This is a genomic window from Bifidobacterium sp. ESL0763, assembly GCF_029433395.1.
Lineage (GTDB): Bacteria > Actinomycetota > Actinomycetes > Actinomycetales > Bifidobacteriaceae > Bifidobacterium.
This window is the reverse complement of sequence record NZ_JAQTHW010000002.1, coordinates 598,925-616,074: the sequence shown is the minus strand read 5'-3', so window position 1 is coordinate 616,074 and position 17,150 is coordinate 598,925. Positions and strand designations below refer to the sequence as shown.

Here is a 17,150-nt window from a genome sequence, read left to right as displayed (position 1 = left end):
GTCTGGACCACTGCTAGAATTGGTGACATTGTGTGTCAATCGTCGAGCAATGCAAGTGAGGAAGCCGATGGCCAAGAAAAAGAAGGCTAACAAAGGATCGCAAACCATCCGCCAGCTGGTGCAGATCTACAAGTACACCCATGCCGAAGACAAGGCGCTGCCCTGGCTTCTGGCCGGTGCCTTCCTGCTGCCCGTGCTGGCCGGCGTCGTCACCGGTGTGGTCCTAGGCTTCAGCTGGTTCTGGTGGATCCTGATGATGATCCTCGCGGTCATGCTCGGCGTGCTGCTGGCCACCCTGGCGCTGACCAACCGCGCCGACAAGGTGGGCTACGCCAAGATCGAGGGCCGTCCGGGCGCCTCCATCAGCGTGCTCGGCAACATCAACAAGGCCGGCTATGACTTCCCGCAGGAGCCGGTCTGGATCGACGCGAAGACGAAGGACGCCATCTGGCGCGGCACCGGCTACAACGGCATCTACCTGCTCGCCGAGGGACCGATCAGCCGCACCAAGCGCCCGCTCGACCGCCAGGAGCACGCCATCAAGAGCGTCACCGCCGGCAGCTCGATCCCCGTCTACCGCATCTGCGTGGGCACCGGCGCCGGCCAGGTGCGTCTGAAGGACCTGCGCAAGAAGGTGCTGGGCTGCAAGAGCTACGAGCCGACCGAATACAAGCTCTCCCTGATGCGCAAGATCCATCCGCGCCGCCGCTTCATGCTCACCAAGGGCGAGCTCGAGGTGCTCAACGAGCGCCTGCGCACCCTGCAGAAAAAGCATGGTCTCGGCATCCCCAAGGGCATGGACCCGACCCGCCGCCAGCACATCAGCCGTCGAGCGATGCGCGGACGCTGACCCTCATGAATCCCTCCGTCGAAAGGCGGGGGGATTCGTCGTATCCGCCCGTTGCCAGGCGCCGGCGCGAGCGCCGGACACCGATTTCGAAACATACTCGTAACCCAATCAGCGAGCCGGCGAAACCCATCACCCTAGACTTGAATATTGAGAACAACACGAAAGGAGCGGTCCATTGACTGCACTTGAAACCAAGGAAGACCTCGAGGCCCTCATCAACGCGGAAGACATCGAGTACATCTCGGTGCGCTTCACCGATCTCATCGGTGTGCAACAGCACTTCACGGTGCCGGCCAGCGAATTCCTGAAGGACGCCTTCACCGACGGCGAGCCGTTCGACGGATCCTCCATCCGTGGATTCCAGGCCATCCAGAACTCCGACATGAAGCTCCTGCCCGACGTCTCCACCGCTTTCGTCGATCCGTTCCGCAAGCACAAGACCCTCGTCGTGGCCCACTCCGTGGTGGACCCGATCACCCTAGAGCCCTATTCGCGCGACCCGCGCCAGGTGGCCGCCAAGGCCGAGGCCTACATCAAGTCGACCGGCGTGGCCGACACCGCCTGCTTCGCCCCCGAGGCCGAGTTCTTCCTCTTCGACTCCGTGCGCTACGAGAACTCGATGCAGCGCTCCTTCTACGAGGTCGATTCCATCGAGGCGCCCTGGAACTCCGGCGCCGAGGTCGAGATGGACGGCTCGCCCAACATCGGTTTCAAGAACCGCGTCAAGGGCGGCTACTTCCCGCCGGCCCCGCAGGACCACAACCAGGACCTGCGCGACGACATGGTCGCCAACCTGCAGAAAGTGGGCCTCATCCTCGAGCGCAGCCACCACGAGGTCGGCGGCGCCGGCCAGCAGGAGATCAACTACCGCTTCAACACCCTGCAGCATGCGGCCGATGACCTGATGAAGTACAAGTACGTGGTGCACGAGACCGCCTTCGAGGCGGGCAAGGCCGTCACCTTCATGCCCAAGCCGATCGCCGGCGACAACGGCACCGGCATGCACTGCCACCAGTCGCTGTGGAAGGACGGCAAGCCGCTCTTCTACGACGAGAACGGCTACGGCGGCCTCTCCGACATGGCCCGCTGGTACATCGGCGGCCTGATCAAGCACGCCTCCTCGGTGCTGGCCTTCACCAACCCGTCGCTCAACTCCTACAAGCGCCTGGTGCCCGGCTACGAGGCCCCGACCAACCTCGTCTACTCGGCCCGCAACCGCTCCGCCGCGATCCGCATCCCGTTCGCAGGCACCGCGCCCGCGGCCAAACGCCTCGAGTTCCGCGTGCCCGACCCGACCTGCAACCCCTACCTCGGCTTCTCGGCCCAGCTCATGGCGGGCATGGACGGTGTCCTGAACCACATCGAGCCGCCGGCCCCGGTCGACAAGGACGTCTACGAGCTGCCTCCGGAGGAGCTCAAGAACATGAAGCACGTGCCCGCCTCCCTCGACGAGGCGATGGACGCTCTCGAGGAGGACAACGACTTCCTCACCGCCGGCGACGTGTTCACCAGCGACCTGATCGAGACCTGGATCGGCCTGAAGCGCGAGGAGATCGACGCGCAGCGTCTGGCGCCGACCCCGCTGGAGTACGAGCTCTACTTCAACCTCTGATCGAGCCTGACACGGCCGGCCATACGGCCCGAATGAATGGTCCCGGCGATGCCCCGCGCACCGCCGGGACCATTGTTATCTTTCCTTAAGCCCTCACTGTCGATGGATGATAGATTTGGACTCCCTTTTCGCAGCCACATCGGCAACCGATGTTTCAAGGGACTCAGCGTAGCAAACCCTGGAAATGTGGATAACTTTTCTTCCGTCATATACGGCGTGTCGCCAACCAGGAGAACGTCTCTCGCATGGCGGCGAAAAAGCGTTCGACCATCGATGCCATTCTCACGGCGGCAAACGGGCGTAATCCGGTATGGTCGGACCATGGGCACCTCATTCCTCAACGACGACCTGCAACGGCTGCGGGAGCACGAGTTTCTTCACTGCCAGCAGACCGCCGCAAGGACCGGCAAGACACTGACGGTCGGATACGCCAACGCGCTGCGGCTCTATGGCGTGCCGATTGGCGAACACTGCCGCCTTTCAGTCGACGACGTGCACGTATGCGTGGATGGCGCAGATGAGCGGCCGAACATGCGCGGAGTGCACGCCCACATATGGAAAGCGCAATCACGGACCCATACCCTGGGCGATTTTCGGCTGGCGTCCCCGACGGCCGCCTGGGCTCAAATCGCGCCATTTCTTCCGTTGCAGGATCTGATTGCCGTCGGTTGCATGCTAATGAGCAAGAACCGGCGCCGACGTGTCGCCACGCTGGATGACTTCGAGGAATATCTCGCCGCGAATCAAAGGTTCAAGGGAAGGAAGCAATGCCAGGCGGCGTTGCCCCATCTCGTCGAGGGAACCGATTCACCGGCTGAAGCCAATCTTCTGGCCTTTCTCAGCATCCACGGCATTCGCGGCATCAAACCGAATTTCGAAGTGACCCTGCCCCACGGCGACCTTCGTTTCATCGATCTGGCACTGCCGGCAATCCGACTGGGGCTTGAATACCAGGGCTCCTACCACGCAGGCATCGCGCAGATGCGAGAGGATGCGAACCGCATGAACCAGCTCATTGACCTGGGATGGGTGATCATTCAGGTCACGGTCTCCGACATGCGCACGGCACACGCGAGTGAGCAATTGCTGGTAAAAATTCAGCGCGCCATCTCCAGACAGACCGCACTGATGAGGTTGATACAAAATACGTGACTTACATTTTTGGACGAGCTAATAAAAATGTAAGTCCGAAACGAACATTTTCTTTCGAGGAAAAATCCGAAATCGTTGGAATTTCAACGAATTTAAGCACAAGCGCACTTTCCCTCAATGTTCGTTTGGCTTACATTTTTCCGCAAGCTCGAAAAAATGTAAGCCACCTATCCCATCAACCCCTCCGCCAACGCCTTGAAGGCGGCGGCGACAGGGGTGTCGGCCAGGTGGCCGTCGGAGGTGAGGACGGCGGGGCGGCCGGCCTCGCCGATCTCGCGGATCTCGGGTTGCAGCGGCAGCTGGGTCAGCAGCGGCACGTCATACCCCAGGGCCTCGGTCAATTGCTCGGAGACCCTCTGACCCCCGCCCTCACCGAAGATGCGCAGCCGCTCGCCCTTGTGGTCGAAGTAGCTCATGTTCTCCACCACGCCACGCACTTTCATAGGCACCTGCAGGGCCACCAGGCCGCTGCGCACCGCCACATCCGAGGCGCTGGGCTGCGGGGTGGTGACGACGACCAATTCGGCATTGGGCAGCGCCTGCGCCACGGAGATGGCCATGTCGCCGGTGCCCGGCGCCAGGTCGAGCAGCAGCACGTCGGGGCTGCCCCACCACACGTCGGCGAGGAACTGCTCGAGGGAGCGCTGCAGGCGCGGCCCTCGCCAGAGGATCGCCCGGTCGGCGCCGGCGAACATGCCGATGGAGATCATCTTGACACCCCAGGCGACCACGGGCATGAGCATGCCATTGAGGTCGGTGGGCCGGGTGTGCACGCCGAAGAGACCGGGCAGCGAGAAGCCATAGATGTCGGCGTCGATGGCGGCGGTGTCGTAGCCCAGGGCGGAGAAGGTGGCCGCGAGATTGGCGGTGACCGACGACTTGCCCACGCCGCCCTTGCCGGAGGCGATGGCGAAGATGCGGGTCTTGGTGCCGGGCTTGTTGAAGGGATTCTGACGGCGTTCGGCCTTGAGCTGGGTGACCAGTCTGCCGAGTTTCTCGCGGCTCATGGCGCCGATCTCGATCTTCGGCGTCAGGTGCGCATCGGGATAGGAGCGCACGGCCTGGTTGATGCGCTCGGTGATGGTCTTGGAGAGCGGGCATCCCGGCACGGTGAGCTCGACGTGGACGGTGAGCTCGTATTCCTTACCGCCGTCGCCGCGCGGAACGGCGTCGACGCCGGTGATCATGCCCAGATCGGTCACCGAACGGCCGAGCTCGGGGTCGATGACATGCCCCAGCCGTTGGTAGATGTTCCGCTCGATCGTGCCGCTATCCGTCATCGCAACTTCCTTTGTCGTCAACTCCCCCACCATATCGTGACCGGTGGCAACGCGCCAGACCTCCGGGCCGGAATCGGCCCGCGCAACGTCGTCGGACGCGGGCCGGAAGGCAAGGCCGTCAGCTGCCAATGCCCGTCACCACGGGAGATTCGGGCAACGGCCATCCATCCGTGCGGCCAAGCGATTCACTCGTCCTCGGATGCCTCCGCCTCGTCGCCCGTGGCCTCTCCGGCCTCGTCGACCTCGCCGGCTTCCAGCAGCGCCTTGAACTGATCCTCGTCAAGCATGGGGATGCCCAGTTCCTCGGCCTTGGCGGCCTTGGAACCGGCGTTGGCGCCGACCACCACGTAGTCGGTCTTGCGGCTCACCGATCCGGCGGCCTTGCCCCCGCGCTCGACGATGGCCTCCTTGGCGGAATCGCGGCTGAAGCCCTCGAGCGAGCCGGTGACCACGACGGTCTTGCCGGCGAGCGTCTGGGGCAGCGTGTTCCTCTCGACCTCGGCACGTACGCCGGCCTCGGCCCAGGCCTTGAGAATCCTGCCGCGCCAGTCGTCGGGATCCTTGGCGGCGGCGAACCAGCCGACCACCGATTCGGCGATCTCGTCGCCGATGCCGTCGATGGCGGAGAGTTCCTCCTTGCTGGCGTCGGCGATAGCCTGGATCGAGCCGAAGTGGTTGGCGATCAGGCGGGCCGTGGGCGGGCCGAGGCGGCGGATCGACAGCGCCACGAGCACGCGCCAGAGGTCCTTGCCCTTCGCCTTCTCGATCTCGGCGAGCATCTTGCGGGTGTTCTCGCCCGGACGCACGTAGACGGGCCGAGGCCCCAGCGTCTTCGGGGCTTTTTGGGGGCGGCCGGTGGTACCGACCACCACCGCGTCGTCAGGGACGACATAGCCCGGATAGAGGTTCTCGGAACGGGTGTCGGCCGTTTCGGAGGAGTCGGAAGCACCTGTGGAATCGGCCGAAGCTTCAGCGGTCGCCGAAGTGTCGGTGGGCGCCGAAGCCTTCGCCTCAGTTCCGGTGAGCACGGCATTTCCAGCGTCTTCAGCCGTCTCATTCTCGTCGGTCTTGGCAAGCGACGCATCGGTGCGCGCTGTCCAAAAGGCCGATACTGTGTGCCACACGCCCGAACCGCCAAGACTCTTGCGTTTCCTACGCTTCTTGCCTTTGGCGTCGGTGTATTCGGTGACCTCCACGACAGGAAGTTCTCGCCACACTTTGACATCGCGCAGCATGTCGACGTCCAGCGAGAAGACGCCGGCCTCGCTGGTGAGCACTGGTGTCTGACGTTCGGGCAGGCGCAAACCAGCCGGCGGCTCATAGGGCTTAGGCTCTTCCCCGGGTTTCGTCTCAATGGCCTTGTCACCCGGAGAATAGGTGGCCACGCTCTCCGGCCGGTTCTCCTCGGGATTGGTCAGCGCCACGGCGCTCTGCTCGCCCAGGTGCTCGATGTCGAAGGCCTTGCGGCTGGCCAGGTTGATGACGCGCTGCGTGAACTGCGCCGGGCACGATTCCACGTTGGGGCAGCGGATGTCCTTGTCGCCCTCCTTGGCCGGGGCCAGCTTCGCGCCGCACGAGGGGCAGCGGGAGGGCATGACGAACTCGCGCAGCTCGCCTTCGCGGCCCTCACGGCTGGCCAGCACGGGCCCCACGATCTCGGGGATGACGTCGCCGGCCTTGCGCACCACCACGTCGTCGCCGATCAGCACGTTCTTGTGCCTGACCTCGGAGGGATTGTGCAGAGTGGCGGCGGCCACGGTGGATCCGGCGACGTAGACCGGGTCGAGGATGGCCACAGGCGTGACGCGGCCGGTCCTGCCGACCTGCACGACGATGTCCTTGAGGCGGGTGTTGACCTCCTCGGGCGGGTATTTGTAGGCAATGGCCCAGCGCGGCGCCCTGGAGGTGGCCCCAAGCCGGCGTTGCAGCGCCAGGTCGTCGACCTTGACCACGATGCCGTCGAGCGCGTGCTCGATGTCGCCGCGGTGCTCGCCGTAGTAGTCGATCATCTCGAGGATCTGGTCGAAGCCGGTGATCTCGCGGTTGTGCGGCGAGACCGGGATCCCCCACTTCCGGTAGAGGTCGTAGGCCTGCGACTGGTCGTCGACCGCGTCGTGGCCCTCGTTGGCCGAGCCGGGCGCCCAGCGCAGGGTGCCGAGCCCGTGGGCGTAGAAGCTCAGATGACGGGTGGCGGTGATGCGCGGGTCCTTCTGGCGCAGGGAGCCGGCGGCGGCGTTGCGCGGGTTGGCGAACGGCGGCTTGCCGGCTTGCTCGTGGGCTTCGTTGAGCCGGTTGAAATCGTCGAAGCGCATGAACACCTCGCCGCGGATCTCGACGAACTCGGGGATGTCATTCGGCGCGCCGCCGAGGTTCTGCGGGATCGAGGCGATGGTGCGCACGTTCATGGTGATGTCCTCGCCGGTCACCCCGTCGCCGCGCGTCAGGCCCTGCTGGAGCACGCCGTTGCGGTAGAGCAGGTTGAGCGCCAGGCCGTCGATCTTGACCTCGCAGGTCATCGGCAGCGGCTTGCCTTCCGGCCATTCCAGGGCTTTGATCACGCCGTCGTACCATTCGCGCAGCTCGGCGATGGAGAAGACGTCGTCGAGGCTCAGCATCTGGGAGGGATGGCGCACCGAGGCGAAGTCGTTGGAGAAGGTGCCGCCCACGCGGTGGGTCGGCGACTGGGGCGTGTCGAGCGAGGGGAACACGGCCTCGAGTGCCTGCAGGCAGCGCATGCGGGCGTCGTAGGCGGCGTCGGAGGAGGAGGGCGAATCGTGGATGTAGTAGGCGACCTGGTCGCTTTCCACCCACGAGGCGAGCCTGGCCCAGAGCCTGGCGGCCTCGTCTGCAGAGAGTTTGGAGACGTCGAGCCGGCCGAGCCGTTCGGCGTCGGCGTCGGTGGGGCGCAGTGCGGCGATCCATGCCGGCGAGCCCGGCGCGAGCGAGGCGATGCCGATGTTCTCGACGACGTCCTGGCCGCCGTCGAAATCCCAGGCGAGCTGGTCGCCCGAACCATTGCCGCCGTTGCCTTGCGATGTGCTCATATCCGCCTACCTTGTACTGCTTGAAGTTCTGGCCGGCGTCCCGTCCGCCGACCGGCATCACACCATCTTACGACTGTCGCCGCCGCAAGCGACGCGGGCCGCCGGCACGCCTCAGGCGCTCAGCGAGCGCAGGAACTGGGCCTGGGCCATGTCCATGCCCTCGTCGGCGCCGTCGTCCATGCGGGCGGCCGCCACCGACAGGGTGCGGGCCGGCACGAACATGCCGCCGTCGACGCACACCCGGGCCGCCCGCCGCACGATGTCGGCCACCTCGGTGTTCGGCCAGACCGGCAGCCCGTGGCCGGAGAGCACGTGCTCGGCGAACTGGAGGCCGGTAGGCACCAGGATGCACTGCGACTGGGCCCGGGCCAAGAGCTCCTGCAGCTCATTGTCGAGCGAGGCGATCTTGCCGGGCGCGATGTGCTCGCTCATGATGTAGCTGGCGGCGGCCACGTCGAGCCGGCCGCACATCCATTCGGCGTAGGCCAGGCGGTAGTAGGCGTAGGCCGCGTCGTCACGGTCGAGCGAGACTCGCAGGGCGTTGAGGCACGCGGCCCTGGCGGGGTTCCAGTCCTCCTCGCGGGCCAGCTGCACGGCCAGGCGCAGGTGCGAGAGCGGGTAGGAGGGCGCGTAGGCCACCAGCTGGTTGAGGTGCGGCAGCGCGGCTTTCGCGCCACGCAGCTGGGCGAGCACGTCCGCCAGTTCCATATGCGCGTAGAAGAGGTTGTCGGGGATGAGCACGGTGCGCTCGTCGCGCGTGGCGAAGAGGCGGTTATAGACCACCCGTTCGGCGTAGGAGTTGAAATAGCGCGCCGCACCGCTGCCCGCGTAACGCTCATCCATGGCATCCACGGCCCGCTGCAGGCTGTCGATCGCCTGGTCGACCTGCCCGGAGAAGAGCAGGTCGCGCGCCTTGAGCCGTTCGCCGTCGAGGCGCTTGGCCATCGTGAAGTCCAGGTCGGGGGTGTCGACGCCGTCGATGAGCGCCTTGCTCACCTGCGGGGCCAGGTCGGCCAGTTCGGGGTCACCGATCTGGTCGACGATGTCCATGGCCTTCTGGGCCTTGGCGACGCTGGGCAGCGAGGCGTCGGAGGCGATCCGGTGGAACTCGTCGACCGCCCGCTGCATCAGGTCGGCGCGCTGGATCGACAGGCCCATCGCCTGTCCGCAGCCCAGCACGCGGGCCACGGATGGGTCGAAGCGCTGGTCGGAAAGCTCCGGCTCCTCCTGGCTGCCCAGGGGCGAGAAGCGTTTGTCGCGCAGGGTGAACTGCGGGGTCTTCGCCTGCCCGGAGACGACGTCGAAGCCGGCGATGTCGAGCGTGGCGCCGAAGCTCCGGTAGGTCTCGACGGGTCGGTCCAGCCCGCAGTCGCGCATGCGCTCCATGAATTCATGGCGGGAGAAGGTGACCGTGGCCAGGGTCTTGGTGGTCGGGCCGCTGCGCAGCACCGCCAGGGGATCGTCGGCCTGCCCGTCGGTCCCTTCGGTCTCGCCATCCGCCGGCTCCTGGCCGTCCTGCGCGCCCTGCGGCACGTTCATGGCGATGGAGTCGAGATCGACGCCCCGCATCACGTCCTCGAATTGGGCGTCGAGCGAGTCGTCGTCCTGCGCGTCGGCGCCGTGGGAACCATCGTCCCGCGGATCACCGTCATCGTCACTCGCCGCGGTAGTGCTGGCCGCTCCGGCCACCGTGGCGTTGTCCGTCGAGGCGGACCCCTGTCCGGCATCGGGCCGGGAACCGACGGCTCCGCCGGCGTTACCGTCCTTCACGTCTTCGGCGCCCTCATGCCCGTCCTGAACGTTGCGTGAGACCTGATCGCCCTGATCATCCTTGGCGTTCTCGGCATCTGGGGCATCCTCCGGTTTCGGCTCGCCGGTGCGCATCGGCCGCGCGGACGGCCCTGCCTGGGCACGCACGGGCATCGCGCCGGAGCGCATCGGATCGCCGTGGATGTCGCCGTCCTTGGGGTCGGCCTTGGAACCACCGGCGCCCATGTTGGGCTTGGAGGCGTGCTCGAAGGCGCCCAGCGCCTGGGCGATGAGCTTCGAGATGGCCGAGTCCTGCTGGGCCAGCGCCTCCTCCAGGCCCAGAGAGTCGACGCGGATCGACACGTTGCCCACGCTCTCGTCGGCGCCGAAGCACAGCGCGGCGATGATCAGGCCGAGGCGCAGGTTGTAGTTGACGCTCATCTCGGTGCGCTCGTCCTCGCCGAGCGACTTCCACTCGTGGCTCGCCACGTCGAAGCGGCTGGTGGGCATCATGGTCCTGCCCGCCATCGTGAAGGCGACCGCGACGTCGCCCTTCTCGAGGTTGGAGCGGAATTCGGTGTCGAAGCGATAGGGCACCTTGAGCCGGCGCAGCAGGGTGGCCACGCTCTGGCGGTACACCCATTCGCCGCGGACGCCCCTGCCCGACCCGCCGTCGGCGCCCGGGGCATGGCCGGCGACCCCGTCGGCGACGCGGGCGGCGAGGCCGGTGAGCCGGCGCATGGAGACGGTGCTGGGCTCGTCGAGGCGCACGGAGCCGTCCTTGCCCGGGTCCAGGGCCATCAGGGCGGGGTTGTCGAGCAGCTTGTGGTCCATCTGCGCGGCCTCGGCGCGGGTGACGGTGTCCTCGATGGGGAACGCGCCGACGCGGGAGTTGTGCTCCAGCCAGCCGCTCACGGCGGCGAAGCGGTTGAGGTTGCCTTCGATGCTGAGCGCCTCGAGGGCCGGGGCGAGGCTGAGCGAGTCGTCCCAGGTGAAGAAGTAGTTGCCCGAATAGCTCGAGGTGTAGAGGTGCAGCGGCTCGGCGCCGTGCACGGCCTCGAGGCCGGTCGACTCCTTGAGCGCGCCGGACTCGCGCATAAGGTCGGCGAAGTAGTCCTCGAGCCCGGAGACGCGCAGGCCGGCGGAGCGGGCCTCGGAGCTGTCGCGCACGCTACGGCGGATCGCGCCGAGCGGCGCCTCGCGGTTGAGCCGGCGGAAGATGTTGCCGGCACCGAAGCCGATGAGCCGGCCGTCCATGCCCGGCAGCATGTAGGCGGCGAAGAAGGCGATGGTGAGCGCGTCACGGTAGTCGAGGTCGATGCGCATGTCCTCCGGCAGGCGGTAGCGCATCTGCTCGAGGGTGTAGCTGCCGCCGTGGCGCAGCCATGAGGCGAGCCAGGTCATGCGCCCGAACATGTCGCGGCCGACGATGCCGCCCTGCATGGTGCTCACGTCCCTGCCATGCGCGCGCCGGCCCTCGCCGGACTCGCCGCGCATCAGGCGGGAGTCGTCGTGCAGCAGGAACTCGCCCTCCTTGCCCATCACCAGGGCGGCGTCCATGCCGTGCGTGTCCATCTCGGGGTCGGAGCCCAGGAAGACTCGCCCCTTGCCGTCGGCGAGCGCCACCTGGCAGAAGCCGTCCCTGCCCACGAAGACACCCAGCGAGAAGAAGCGGCCGCCCAGCCGCGGCAGCTGCGCCCATCCCAAGGCCAGCTCACGCGGTACGCCGTCGAAGTCGAAGCTGCGGCGCTTGACCATCGGTCCGAGCCGCATGGTCTGGCTCATCAGCATCCTCAGCTCCGGGGGGATGGAGGCCTGGGCGCGGCCCGTGGCACCGTCCGACGGCACCCCGTCGGCTCCGTGCGCTGGAGCGGCGCCGACACCGGTGCCGAACGCCACGTTCAGTCGATTCGCGACACGCGCAAGCCTGGAGAGGAAGTCATGTTTTCCGGTTGAATCGGCGAAACCACGCGCGTGCGAAAAGAAATGAGACATATGTGCAATTCTTTCAATTCAGCCAGACATGAAGCTTATAGAATAATGGGGTGAGCACTAACAAGCACGGCCTTCCTTTACGGCGCCGATGGGCGGTTCCGGCCCTTCTCGTCACCCTCGTCGTCCTGCTGCTGGAGGCCGGCCCGCTCAACATGCCCTTCTGGAGCTCGTTCGGCGCCAGCACCGACTCCGCCTCGGCGCTCAACGAGATGGGTCCGGGCCTGAGCCGGCAGGATGACGGCACGCTGCGCGTCACCGACCAGGCCGGCGCCTACCTGCGCGTGCGCAGCGACGGCAGCTCGCCCTATGTGCGCGTCGACCCGTCGACGGCAGCCACACCCGGGCTGGCGAGCCACACCCGTCACGCCGCCCCGCGCAAGGCTTCCGGCTCCTCCGGGCCACTCGCCTCCGTGCATGTGCGCATGGACGTCGACGGCAAGGCGACCAGCAGCAAGACGCTGTCGACGGCGGTGCCCCAGTCGCTGTATCTGGCCATGCCGTGCCGGGGCCGGACGGTCACGCTGTGGGTCGAGGAGCCGGCGGGCAGCGACATCCCCTTCCTCGCCGTGCGCGCCAACGCGAAGGTGCCCTTCCGCTTCGAAACCGGCAGGGTGGCGGCCATGCTGCTCGTGGCGCTGCTCGTGGCGGCGTGGTGGCCCGGGTCGAGGCTCTGGCGGATCGGCCTCGACACCTCCAGCGTCCGGCAGCGCGCCGCGTTCCTCGTCTTCGCGCTGGCCCTCGTGGCGCTGGCCGCCTCGCGCGTCGTCTCGGCCTTCGCCAATCCCTCGGGCAGCTTCCACGCCCCCGGCGGCTACACCTATGACTTCAACCAGTACGGCCATCTCGCCGACTCGCTGATCGCCGGGCGCACCACCATCGACCTGCCGGTGCCCCAGGAGCTGGCGCGGGCCGCCGACCCCTATGACCCGCAGGCGCGCGAGGCGCTGCTGGCCCACGGCGTCTCCCCCATCTACTGGGACTACGCCTTCCACGGCGGCCATTGGTACTCGTATTTCGGCGTGCTGCCGGCCCTGCTGCTCTTCGCCCCGTTCCGCATCGTCACCTCGTGGTTCGTGCCCGGCGGGCGCATGCTGCCGGCCGGCGTGGCGGTGGCGCTGCTGCTGCTGGGCGTGGCGGCGTTCGGCTCGCTGCTGGTCATCCGCCTGATCGGGCGCGTCGCCCCCCGCGCCTCGCTGGCCACCGTCTCGCTGGCGCTGGCGCTGGTGGCCGTGGGCAGCAACGCCGGCTACCTGGCGTTCCGCATGAATTTCTATGTGATCCCCTTCGCCGCCTCGCTGCTGCTGAGCACGATGGGGCTGTGGTTCTGGCTGGGGGCGGCCGGCCCGGCATCGCGGCGACGCCATGCGCTCGTCTTCGATGGCGCCCCACCGCTCTCCTGGCCGCATCTGACCGCCGGGGCGCTGTGCGTCGCCGCGAACTTCGGCTGCCGGCCCACCTTCGTGCTCGTCGCGCTGCTCGCCCTGCCGCTGTTCTGGCCGCAGATCCGGCTGGCGCTGCCAGGCCGACAGGCGACGAGGCGCGACGTACGCTCGATCGTGGCCGCGTGCTGCGCGATGCTGCTGCCGGCGCTCGTCGTCGTGGCCCCGCTGATGGCCTACAACCAGGTGCGTTTCGGCTCCCCGCTCGATTTCGGCGAACGCTACCAGATCACCGTCGCCGACATGACGCGCCACCACACGCCCCTGGCCGACCTGCCGGCCGTCATCGGCTACTACCTGTTCCTGCCCCTGCGCGCCACGCACGCCTTCCCGTTCCTTTCCATCGATCCGGCGCCGTTGCCGTCCTGGTCGTATGTGGAGCCGATGGTCGGCGGCCTGGTGGCGCTCTGCCCGGCGTTGGTCTGCCTGCTGGCGCTGCTGCCGAGGGCCCGGCGCCGGCTGCGCGGGCATGGCATGCTGGGCTTCGTGTGGACGCTGCTGGCGTCGGCCGTGGCATTGATGATCCTGGACGCGATGAAGGGCGGGCTCGGCTGGCGCTACATGGTCGATTTCGGCTGGCTGGCAAGCCTCGCCACCGTCGCCACGCTCCCCTCGCTGTTGGGTGAGGACGCCGATGACGGGTCGGGTGCCGGCGACGAACCACAAGACAGAGCGCTTGCCACCGCCTCGTTGCGAGAACCCTGGTGGGCGCATATCGGCTGGCTGCGCTATCTCGCCCGCCTGCTGGTCATGGCGCTGGTGCTCGCCGGCCTGGCCATCGCCTTCATGGCACTGTTCGTGCCGGGCCGTGACGACGCGCTGACCGGCACCGATCCCACGCTTTTCGAGCGGGTGCAGGACTGGTTCAGGATCGTCTAGCTCGCCGGATCCATCAGCGCGGCGACGGCGTCGAGCACCGCGGTGACGTTGCGCGCGAAGACCTCGGGGACGGGCAGCAGCGAGACCGCCAGGTAGCCGTTGGCGGCCATGTCGAAGAAGTAGCCGGGCTGGCCGGTCAGGTGCGCGTCGTGGATCAGGCGCAGCACCAGCTCGTTCTCGTCGATCATCGACGGGAAGCGCAGCAGCACGTTCCATCCGCCCTCCGCGCGCAGCACGGAGACCACGCCCGTCTCGTCGGCGGCGAGCACGGCATGCAGGGTGCGCAGGTTCGACTGCGTCCGCTCGCGCACGCGCCGCAGCTGGCCCGGCACCGCGCCGAGCAGCTCGGGCATGCGCTCGGCGATGATGTCGCTGAAGGGCAGGTAGTCGTCGGCGATCACGTCGAGCCGGCGCTGCGCCTCGGCGACCAGGTCGTCGGGACCGCTGACCTCGATCCAGCCGACCTTGGCGTGCGGGGCCGCCAGCGACTTGGAGAAGCCGTCGAGCGCGAAGACCAGCGCGCCCCGCTCGCCGGCGAGGCGGCGGTTGCCGGCGAAGGGTTCGAGCGAGTAGTCGAAGAAGACCTCGTCGGCGATGATGGCGATGCCTCGCCTGCGGCACAGCTCGACCATGGCCTCCCGTTCGCCGGGATGCACGTAGGAGCCGGTGGGGTTGTTGGGGTTGATGAGCACGATGGCCCGCACCTTCTCGCCCCGCTCGCCGTCGAGCAGCCGTTCGACGGAGGGCACGTCGATGAACCACGAGCCGTCGAAGCGCAGCTGGTATTCCATCGTCTCCACGCCCTCGAGCCCGCCGATGGACTCGATGAGCGGATAGCCAGGCTTGGGCCCGAGCACGATGTCGCCCGGATCGCACATCAGCTTGAACAGCCACGAATACGCCTGCGAGGTGGAGCTCAGCAGGTACAGGCGCTCGGGGTCAACGTGCTCGGGTCCGTCCGCCGGCGCTCCCCCGTCGTCCTCGCCTTGCCTGCCCTCGGCCGTCTCCTGGCGTGCGCGCCCGGTCAGGAATTCGGCCAGCGCCTCGCGCGCCGCCAGAGGTCCGCGCGGCTGGGCCGTGTAGACGCCCGGCACCTGCGCGGGGGCCAGGCCGTGGTGGGTGGGATTGGAATCGTTGACGGTCTCGAGGCCGATGCCCGCGGCGCGTGCCGCCCGCTCGGCCTCGGCGATCGCGTTGAGCCTGGTGGAGCCCACCCTTGACGAAAAGCGCATGTCGTTCCTTCCGGTTGTTCCGCGCGGCGCTCAGACGAGCTTGGACGTCGCGTAGTAGGCGGCGCCCACGATGCCGGCCTGGTTGCGTAGCTTGGCGGGCACGATCGGGGTATGCACGTCGATATAGGGCAGGAACTTCTCGCTCATCCGGCTCACGCCGCCGCCGACGACGAAGAGGTCGGGGTTGAGGTACTTCTCCAGAAGCCCATAGTATTTGGTCAGGCGCTTGGCCCATTTCCTGTAGCCGAGGCTCTTCTTGTCGCGCACCGAGGAGGCCGCGTATTTCTCGGCCTCGCCCTTGCCCTTGGCCAGCTCGATGTGGCCGAGCTCGGTGTTGGGGATGAGCACGCCGTCGTAGATGAGCGCGGTGCCGATGCCGGTACCCAGCGTGGTGGCAACGACCAGCCCGCCCTGTCCCTTCGCCGCGCCGTAGCGCTGCTCCGCCAGTCCGGCCGCGTCGGCGTCGTTGACCACGGTGACCGGCCGCCCGCAGGCGCGCGAGAAGACCTCGGTGACGTCCAGTCCGATCCATGATTTGTCGAGGTTGGCCATGAAGTCGAGCGGCCTGCCGGGCCTGACGGGCGCCGGGAAGGCGATGCCGATGGGGGCGCCCTCCGGCACCTCGAAGCGTTCGACGGCCTGGCGCACGATCTTGGCCAAGGCCTTCGGCGTGGAGCGTTCGGGGGTGTGGACCTTCAGGCGCGGCACCGCGAAATCGCCCCGCTCGAGGTCGACGGGCGCGGCCTTGATGCCGGAACCGCCGATGTCGATGCCGAATGCCTGTGCCGTCTCAATCATTGTCGTTCCTCTTGAAATCTCGAATGTGTCGAAAGCGCGTGGCGACGCCTGTGATCGCTGCCACCTTACCTCGCGCGATACCCAACGCGGCGCGGCCTTTCCCGCCCGGGGCACGGGCGCGCAAGGCGTTGCCTCACCTTTGAAAATTTCCGCCGTACCGCGTTTTATCGCGGTGCGCGAAGCATAATGGAACCATGAGCGAACACAACCAACTGATAGACATGATCAACATCCGCACCTCGACCCGCAACTGGTCGTCCACGCCGCTGGCCGACGAGAAGGCACGGCAGCTCGAGGCCTCGATCGACGCGATCGACACGATCTCCGGGCTGCGCCTGCAGCTGGTGCGCGACCAGCCCGCCGTCTTCGCCGACGCCAACACCTCCGGCCATTTCGTCAACGCGGCCGACTACATCGCCGTGGTGGGCCCGAAGGACGATGAGGAGGCCCGCGAGCGCGCCGGGTTCTTCACCGAGCGGCTGGTGCTCACCGCCACCTCGTGGGGCCTGGCGACCTGCTGGGCCGGTGGCAGCCTCGACCGCGACCTGGCCGCCAGCCACTGCCGCATCAAGAACGACGAGGCGTTCTATCTGGCCGTCGTCATCGGCCAGCACGAGCATCCCGAGACCTTCGTCTCCAAGGACTACCGGACCCTGGCCAGCCAGGCCGCCGGCCACCGCAAGTCCATCACCGCCGCGCAGATGACACCCGGCATGGACACCGAGAAGCGTGCCAAGGCCCCGGCCTGGTTCACCGCCGGGGTCGAGGCCGCGCTCAAGGCCCCGAGCGCCATGAACGCCCAGCCGATCCGGTTCTCCTACAGCGCCGCGGACGACACCGCCTGTGCCACCCTCGACCACGACGTGGAGGACGGCCAGGCGATGAACGACCTGGGCATCGCCAAGCTCCACTTCCAGATCGGCGCGGGCAGCGGACAGTGGGCTTGGGGAGAGGGCGGCCTGTTCATCCACCGCTGATCGTCCGCCGGTCGGCGCCTGCGCCTCCACACGACGCATGGGCGCATACCTCGCATACATACGAATCGGCCTTGCGCCGGCGACGTGGACATTACCGTCACGTCACCGGCGCAAGGCCGGTATCCATGTTCGCCTATTGGCCG

General features: G+C 67.4%; 10 protein-coding genes. 5 read left to right on the top strand and 5 right to left on the bottom strand.

Features of this window, described 5'->3' with window-relative positions:
* Positions 1–67 precede the first annotated feature (67 nt).
* From PT282_RS03370 to PT282_RS03360, 3 genes are all read left to right on the top strand, one after another.
* Positions 68–850 (top strand): DUF4191 domain-containing protein, encoded by a 783-nt coding sequence (locus PT282_RS03370; RefSeq protein WP_277168923.1) that lies wholly within the window; start codon positions 68–70, stop codon positions 848–850.
* A gap of 175 nt (positions 851–1,025) precedes the next feature.
* Positions 1,026–2,462 (top strand): type I glutamate--ammonia ligase, encoded by a 1,437-nt coding sequence (gene glnA, locus PT282_RS03365; RefSeq protein WP_277168161.1) that lies wholly within the window; start codon positions 1,026–1,028, stop codon positions 2,460–2,462.
* A gap of 321 nt (positions 2,463–2,783) precedes the next feature.
* Complete coding sequence (locus PT282_RS03360) at positions 2,784–3,614, top strand: hypothetical protein (RefSeq protein ID WP_277168160.1); 831 nt, start codon at positions 2,784–2,786, stop codon at positions 3,612–3,614.
* A 167-nt stretch (positions 3,615–3,781) separates the two neighbouring features.
* Here the strand turns inward: PT282_RS03360 and PT282_RS03355 are convergent, their stop codons facing one another.
* The 3 genes from PT282_RS03355 to PT282_RS03345 form a co-directional block, all read right to left on the bottom strand.
* The gene (locus tag PT282_RS03355; protein ID WP_277168159.1) at positions 3,782–4,894 is read right to left on the bottom strand and encodes an Mrp/NBP35 family ATP-binding protein; all 1,113 of its coding nucleotides are present in this window, start codon (positions 4,892–4,894) and stop codon (positions 3,782–3,784) included.
* A 185-nt stretch (positions 4,895–5,079) separates the two neighbouring features.
* Positions 5,080–7,938 carry an NAD-dependent DNA ligase LigA gene (gene ligA / locus PT282_RS03350; RefSeq protein WP_277168158.1) on the bottom strand — a complete coding sequence of 953 codons (2,859 nt, stop codon included), beginning with the start codon at positions 7,936–7,938 and terminating at the stop codon, positions 5,080–5,082.
* Positions 7,939–8,049: 111 nt separating this feature from the next.
* Positions 8,050–11,478 carry a tetratricopeptide repeat protein gene (locus tag PT282_RS03345; protein ID WP_277168921.1) on the bottom strand — a complete coding sequence of 1,143 codons (3,429 nt, stop codon included), beginning with the start codon at positions 11,476–11,478 and terminating at the stop codon, positions 8,050–8,052.
* 254 nt (positions 11,479–11,732) lie between these two features.
* Between PT282_RS03345 and PT282_RS03340 the strand changes: the two genes are divergently transcribed.
* A complete protein-coding gene (locus PT282_RS03340; protein WP_277168157.1) occupies positions 11,733–14,000 on the top strand; it encodes a glycosyltransferase in 2,268 nt (755 codons plus the stop codon).
* Here the strand turns inward: PT282_RS03340 and PT282_RS03335 are convergent.
* Positions 13,997–15,232 (bottom strand): pyridoxal phosphate-dependent aminotransferase, encoded by a 1,236-nt coding sequence (locus PT282_RS03335; RefSeq protein ID WP_277168156.1) that lies wholly within the window; start codon positions 15,230–15,232, stop codon positions 13,997–13,999. The genes PT282_RS03340 and PT282_RS03335 overlap by 4 nt on opposite strands.
* A 30-nt stretch (positions 15,233–15,262) precedes the next feature.
* Positions 15,263–16,030, bottom strand: a complete 768-nt coding sequence (ppgK, locus tag PT282_RS03330; RefSeq protein ID WP_277168155.1) for a polyphosphate--glucose phosphotransferase — start codon at positions 16,028–16,030, stop codon at positions 15,263–15,265.
* Between the two features lie 194 nt (positions 16,031–16,224).
* Here ppgK and PT282_RS03325 point away from each other — a divergent pair, with 194 nt between their 5' ends.
* On the top strand, positions 16,225–17,007 hold the full coding sequence (locus PT282_RS03325) for a nitroreductase family protein (protein ID WP_277168154.1): 783 nt from the start codon (positions 16,225–16,227) through the stop codon (positions 17,005–17,007).
* Positions 17,008–17,150: the final 143 nt, after the last annotated feature.

Bases quoted from the DNA above. Each gene is read 5' to 3' on its own strand.
- PT282_RS03370 (WP_277168923.1), top strand. From the start codon at position 68: ATGGCCAAGAAAAAGAAGGCTAACAAAGGATCGCAAACCATCCGCCAG.
- PT282_RS03360 (WP_277168160.1), top strand. From the start codon at position 2,784: ATGGGCACCTCATTCCTCAACGACGACCTGCAACGGCTGCGGGAGCAC.
- PT282_RS03355 (WP_277168159.1), bottom strand. From the start codon at position 4,894: ATGACGGATAGCGGCACGATCGAGCGGAACATCTACCAACGGCTGGGG.
- ligA (WP_277168158.1), bottom strand. From the start codon at position 7,938: ATGAGCACATCGCAAGGCAACGGCGGCAATGGTTCGGGCGACCAGCTC.
- PT282_RS03345 (WP_277168921.1), bottom strand. From the start codon at position 11,478: ATGCTGATGAGCCAGACCATGCGGCTCGGACCGATGGTCAAGCGCCGC.
- PT282_RS03335 (WP_277168156.1), bottom strand. From the start codon at position 15,232: ATGCGCTTTTCGTCAAGGGTGGGCTCCACCAGGCTCAACGCGATCGCC.
- ppgK (WP_277168155.1), bottom strand. From the start codon at position 16,030: ATGATTGAGACGGCACAGGCATTCGGCATCGACATCGGCGGTTCCGGC.
- PT282_RS03325 (WP_277168154.1), top strand. From the start codon at position 16,225: ATGAGCGAACACAACCAACTGATAGACATGATCAACATCCGCACCTCG.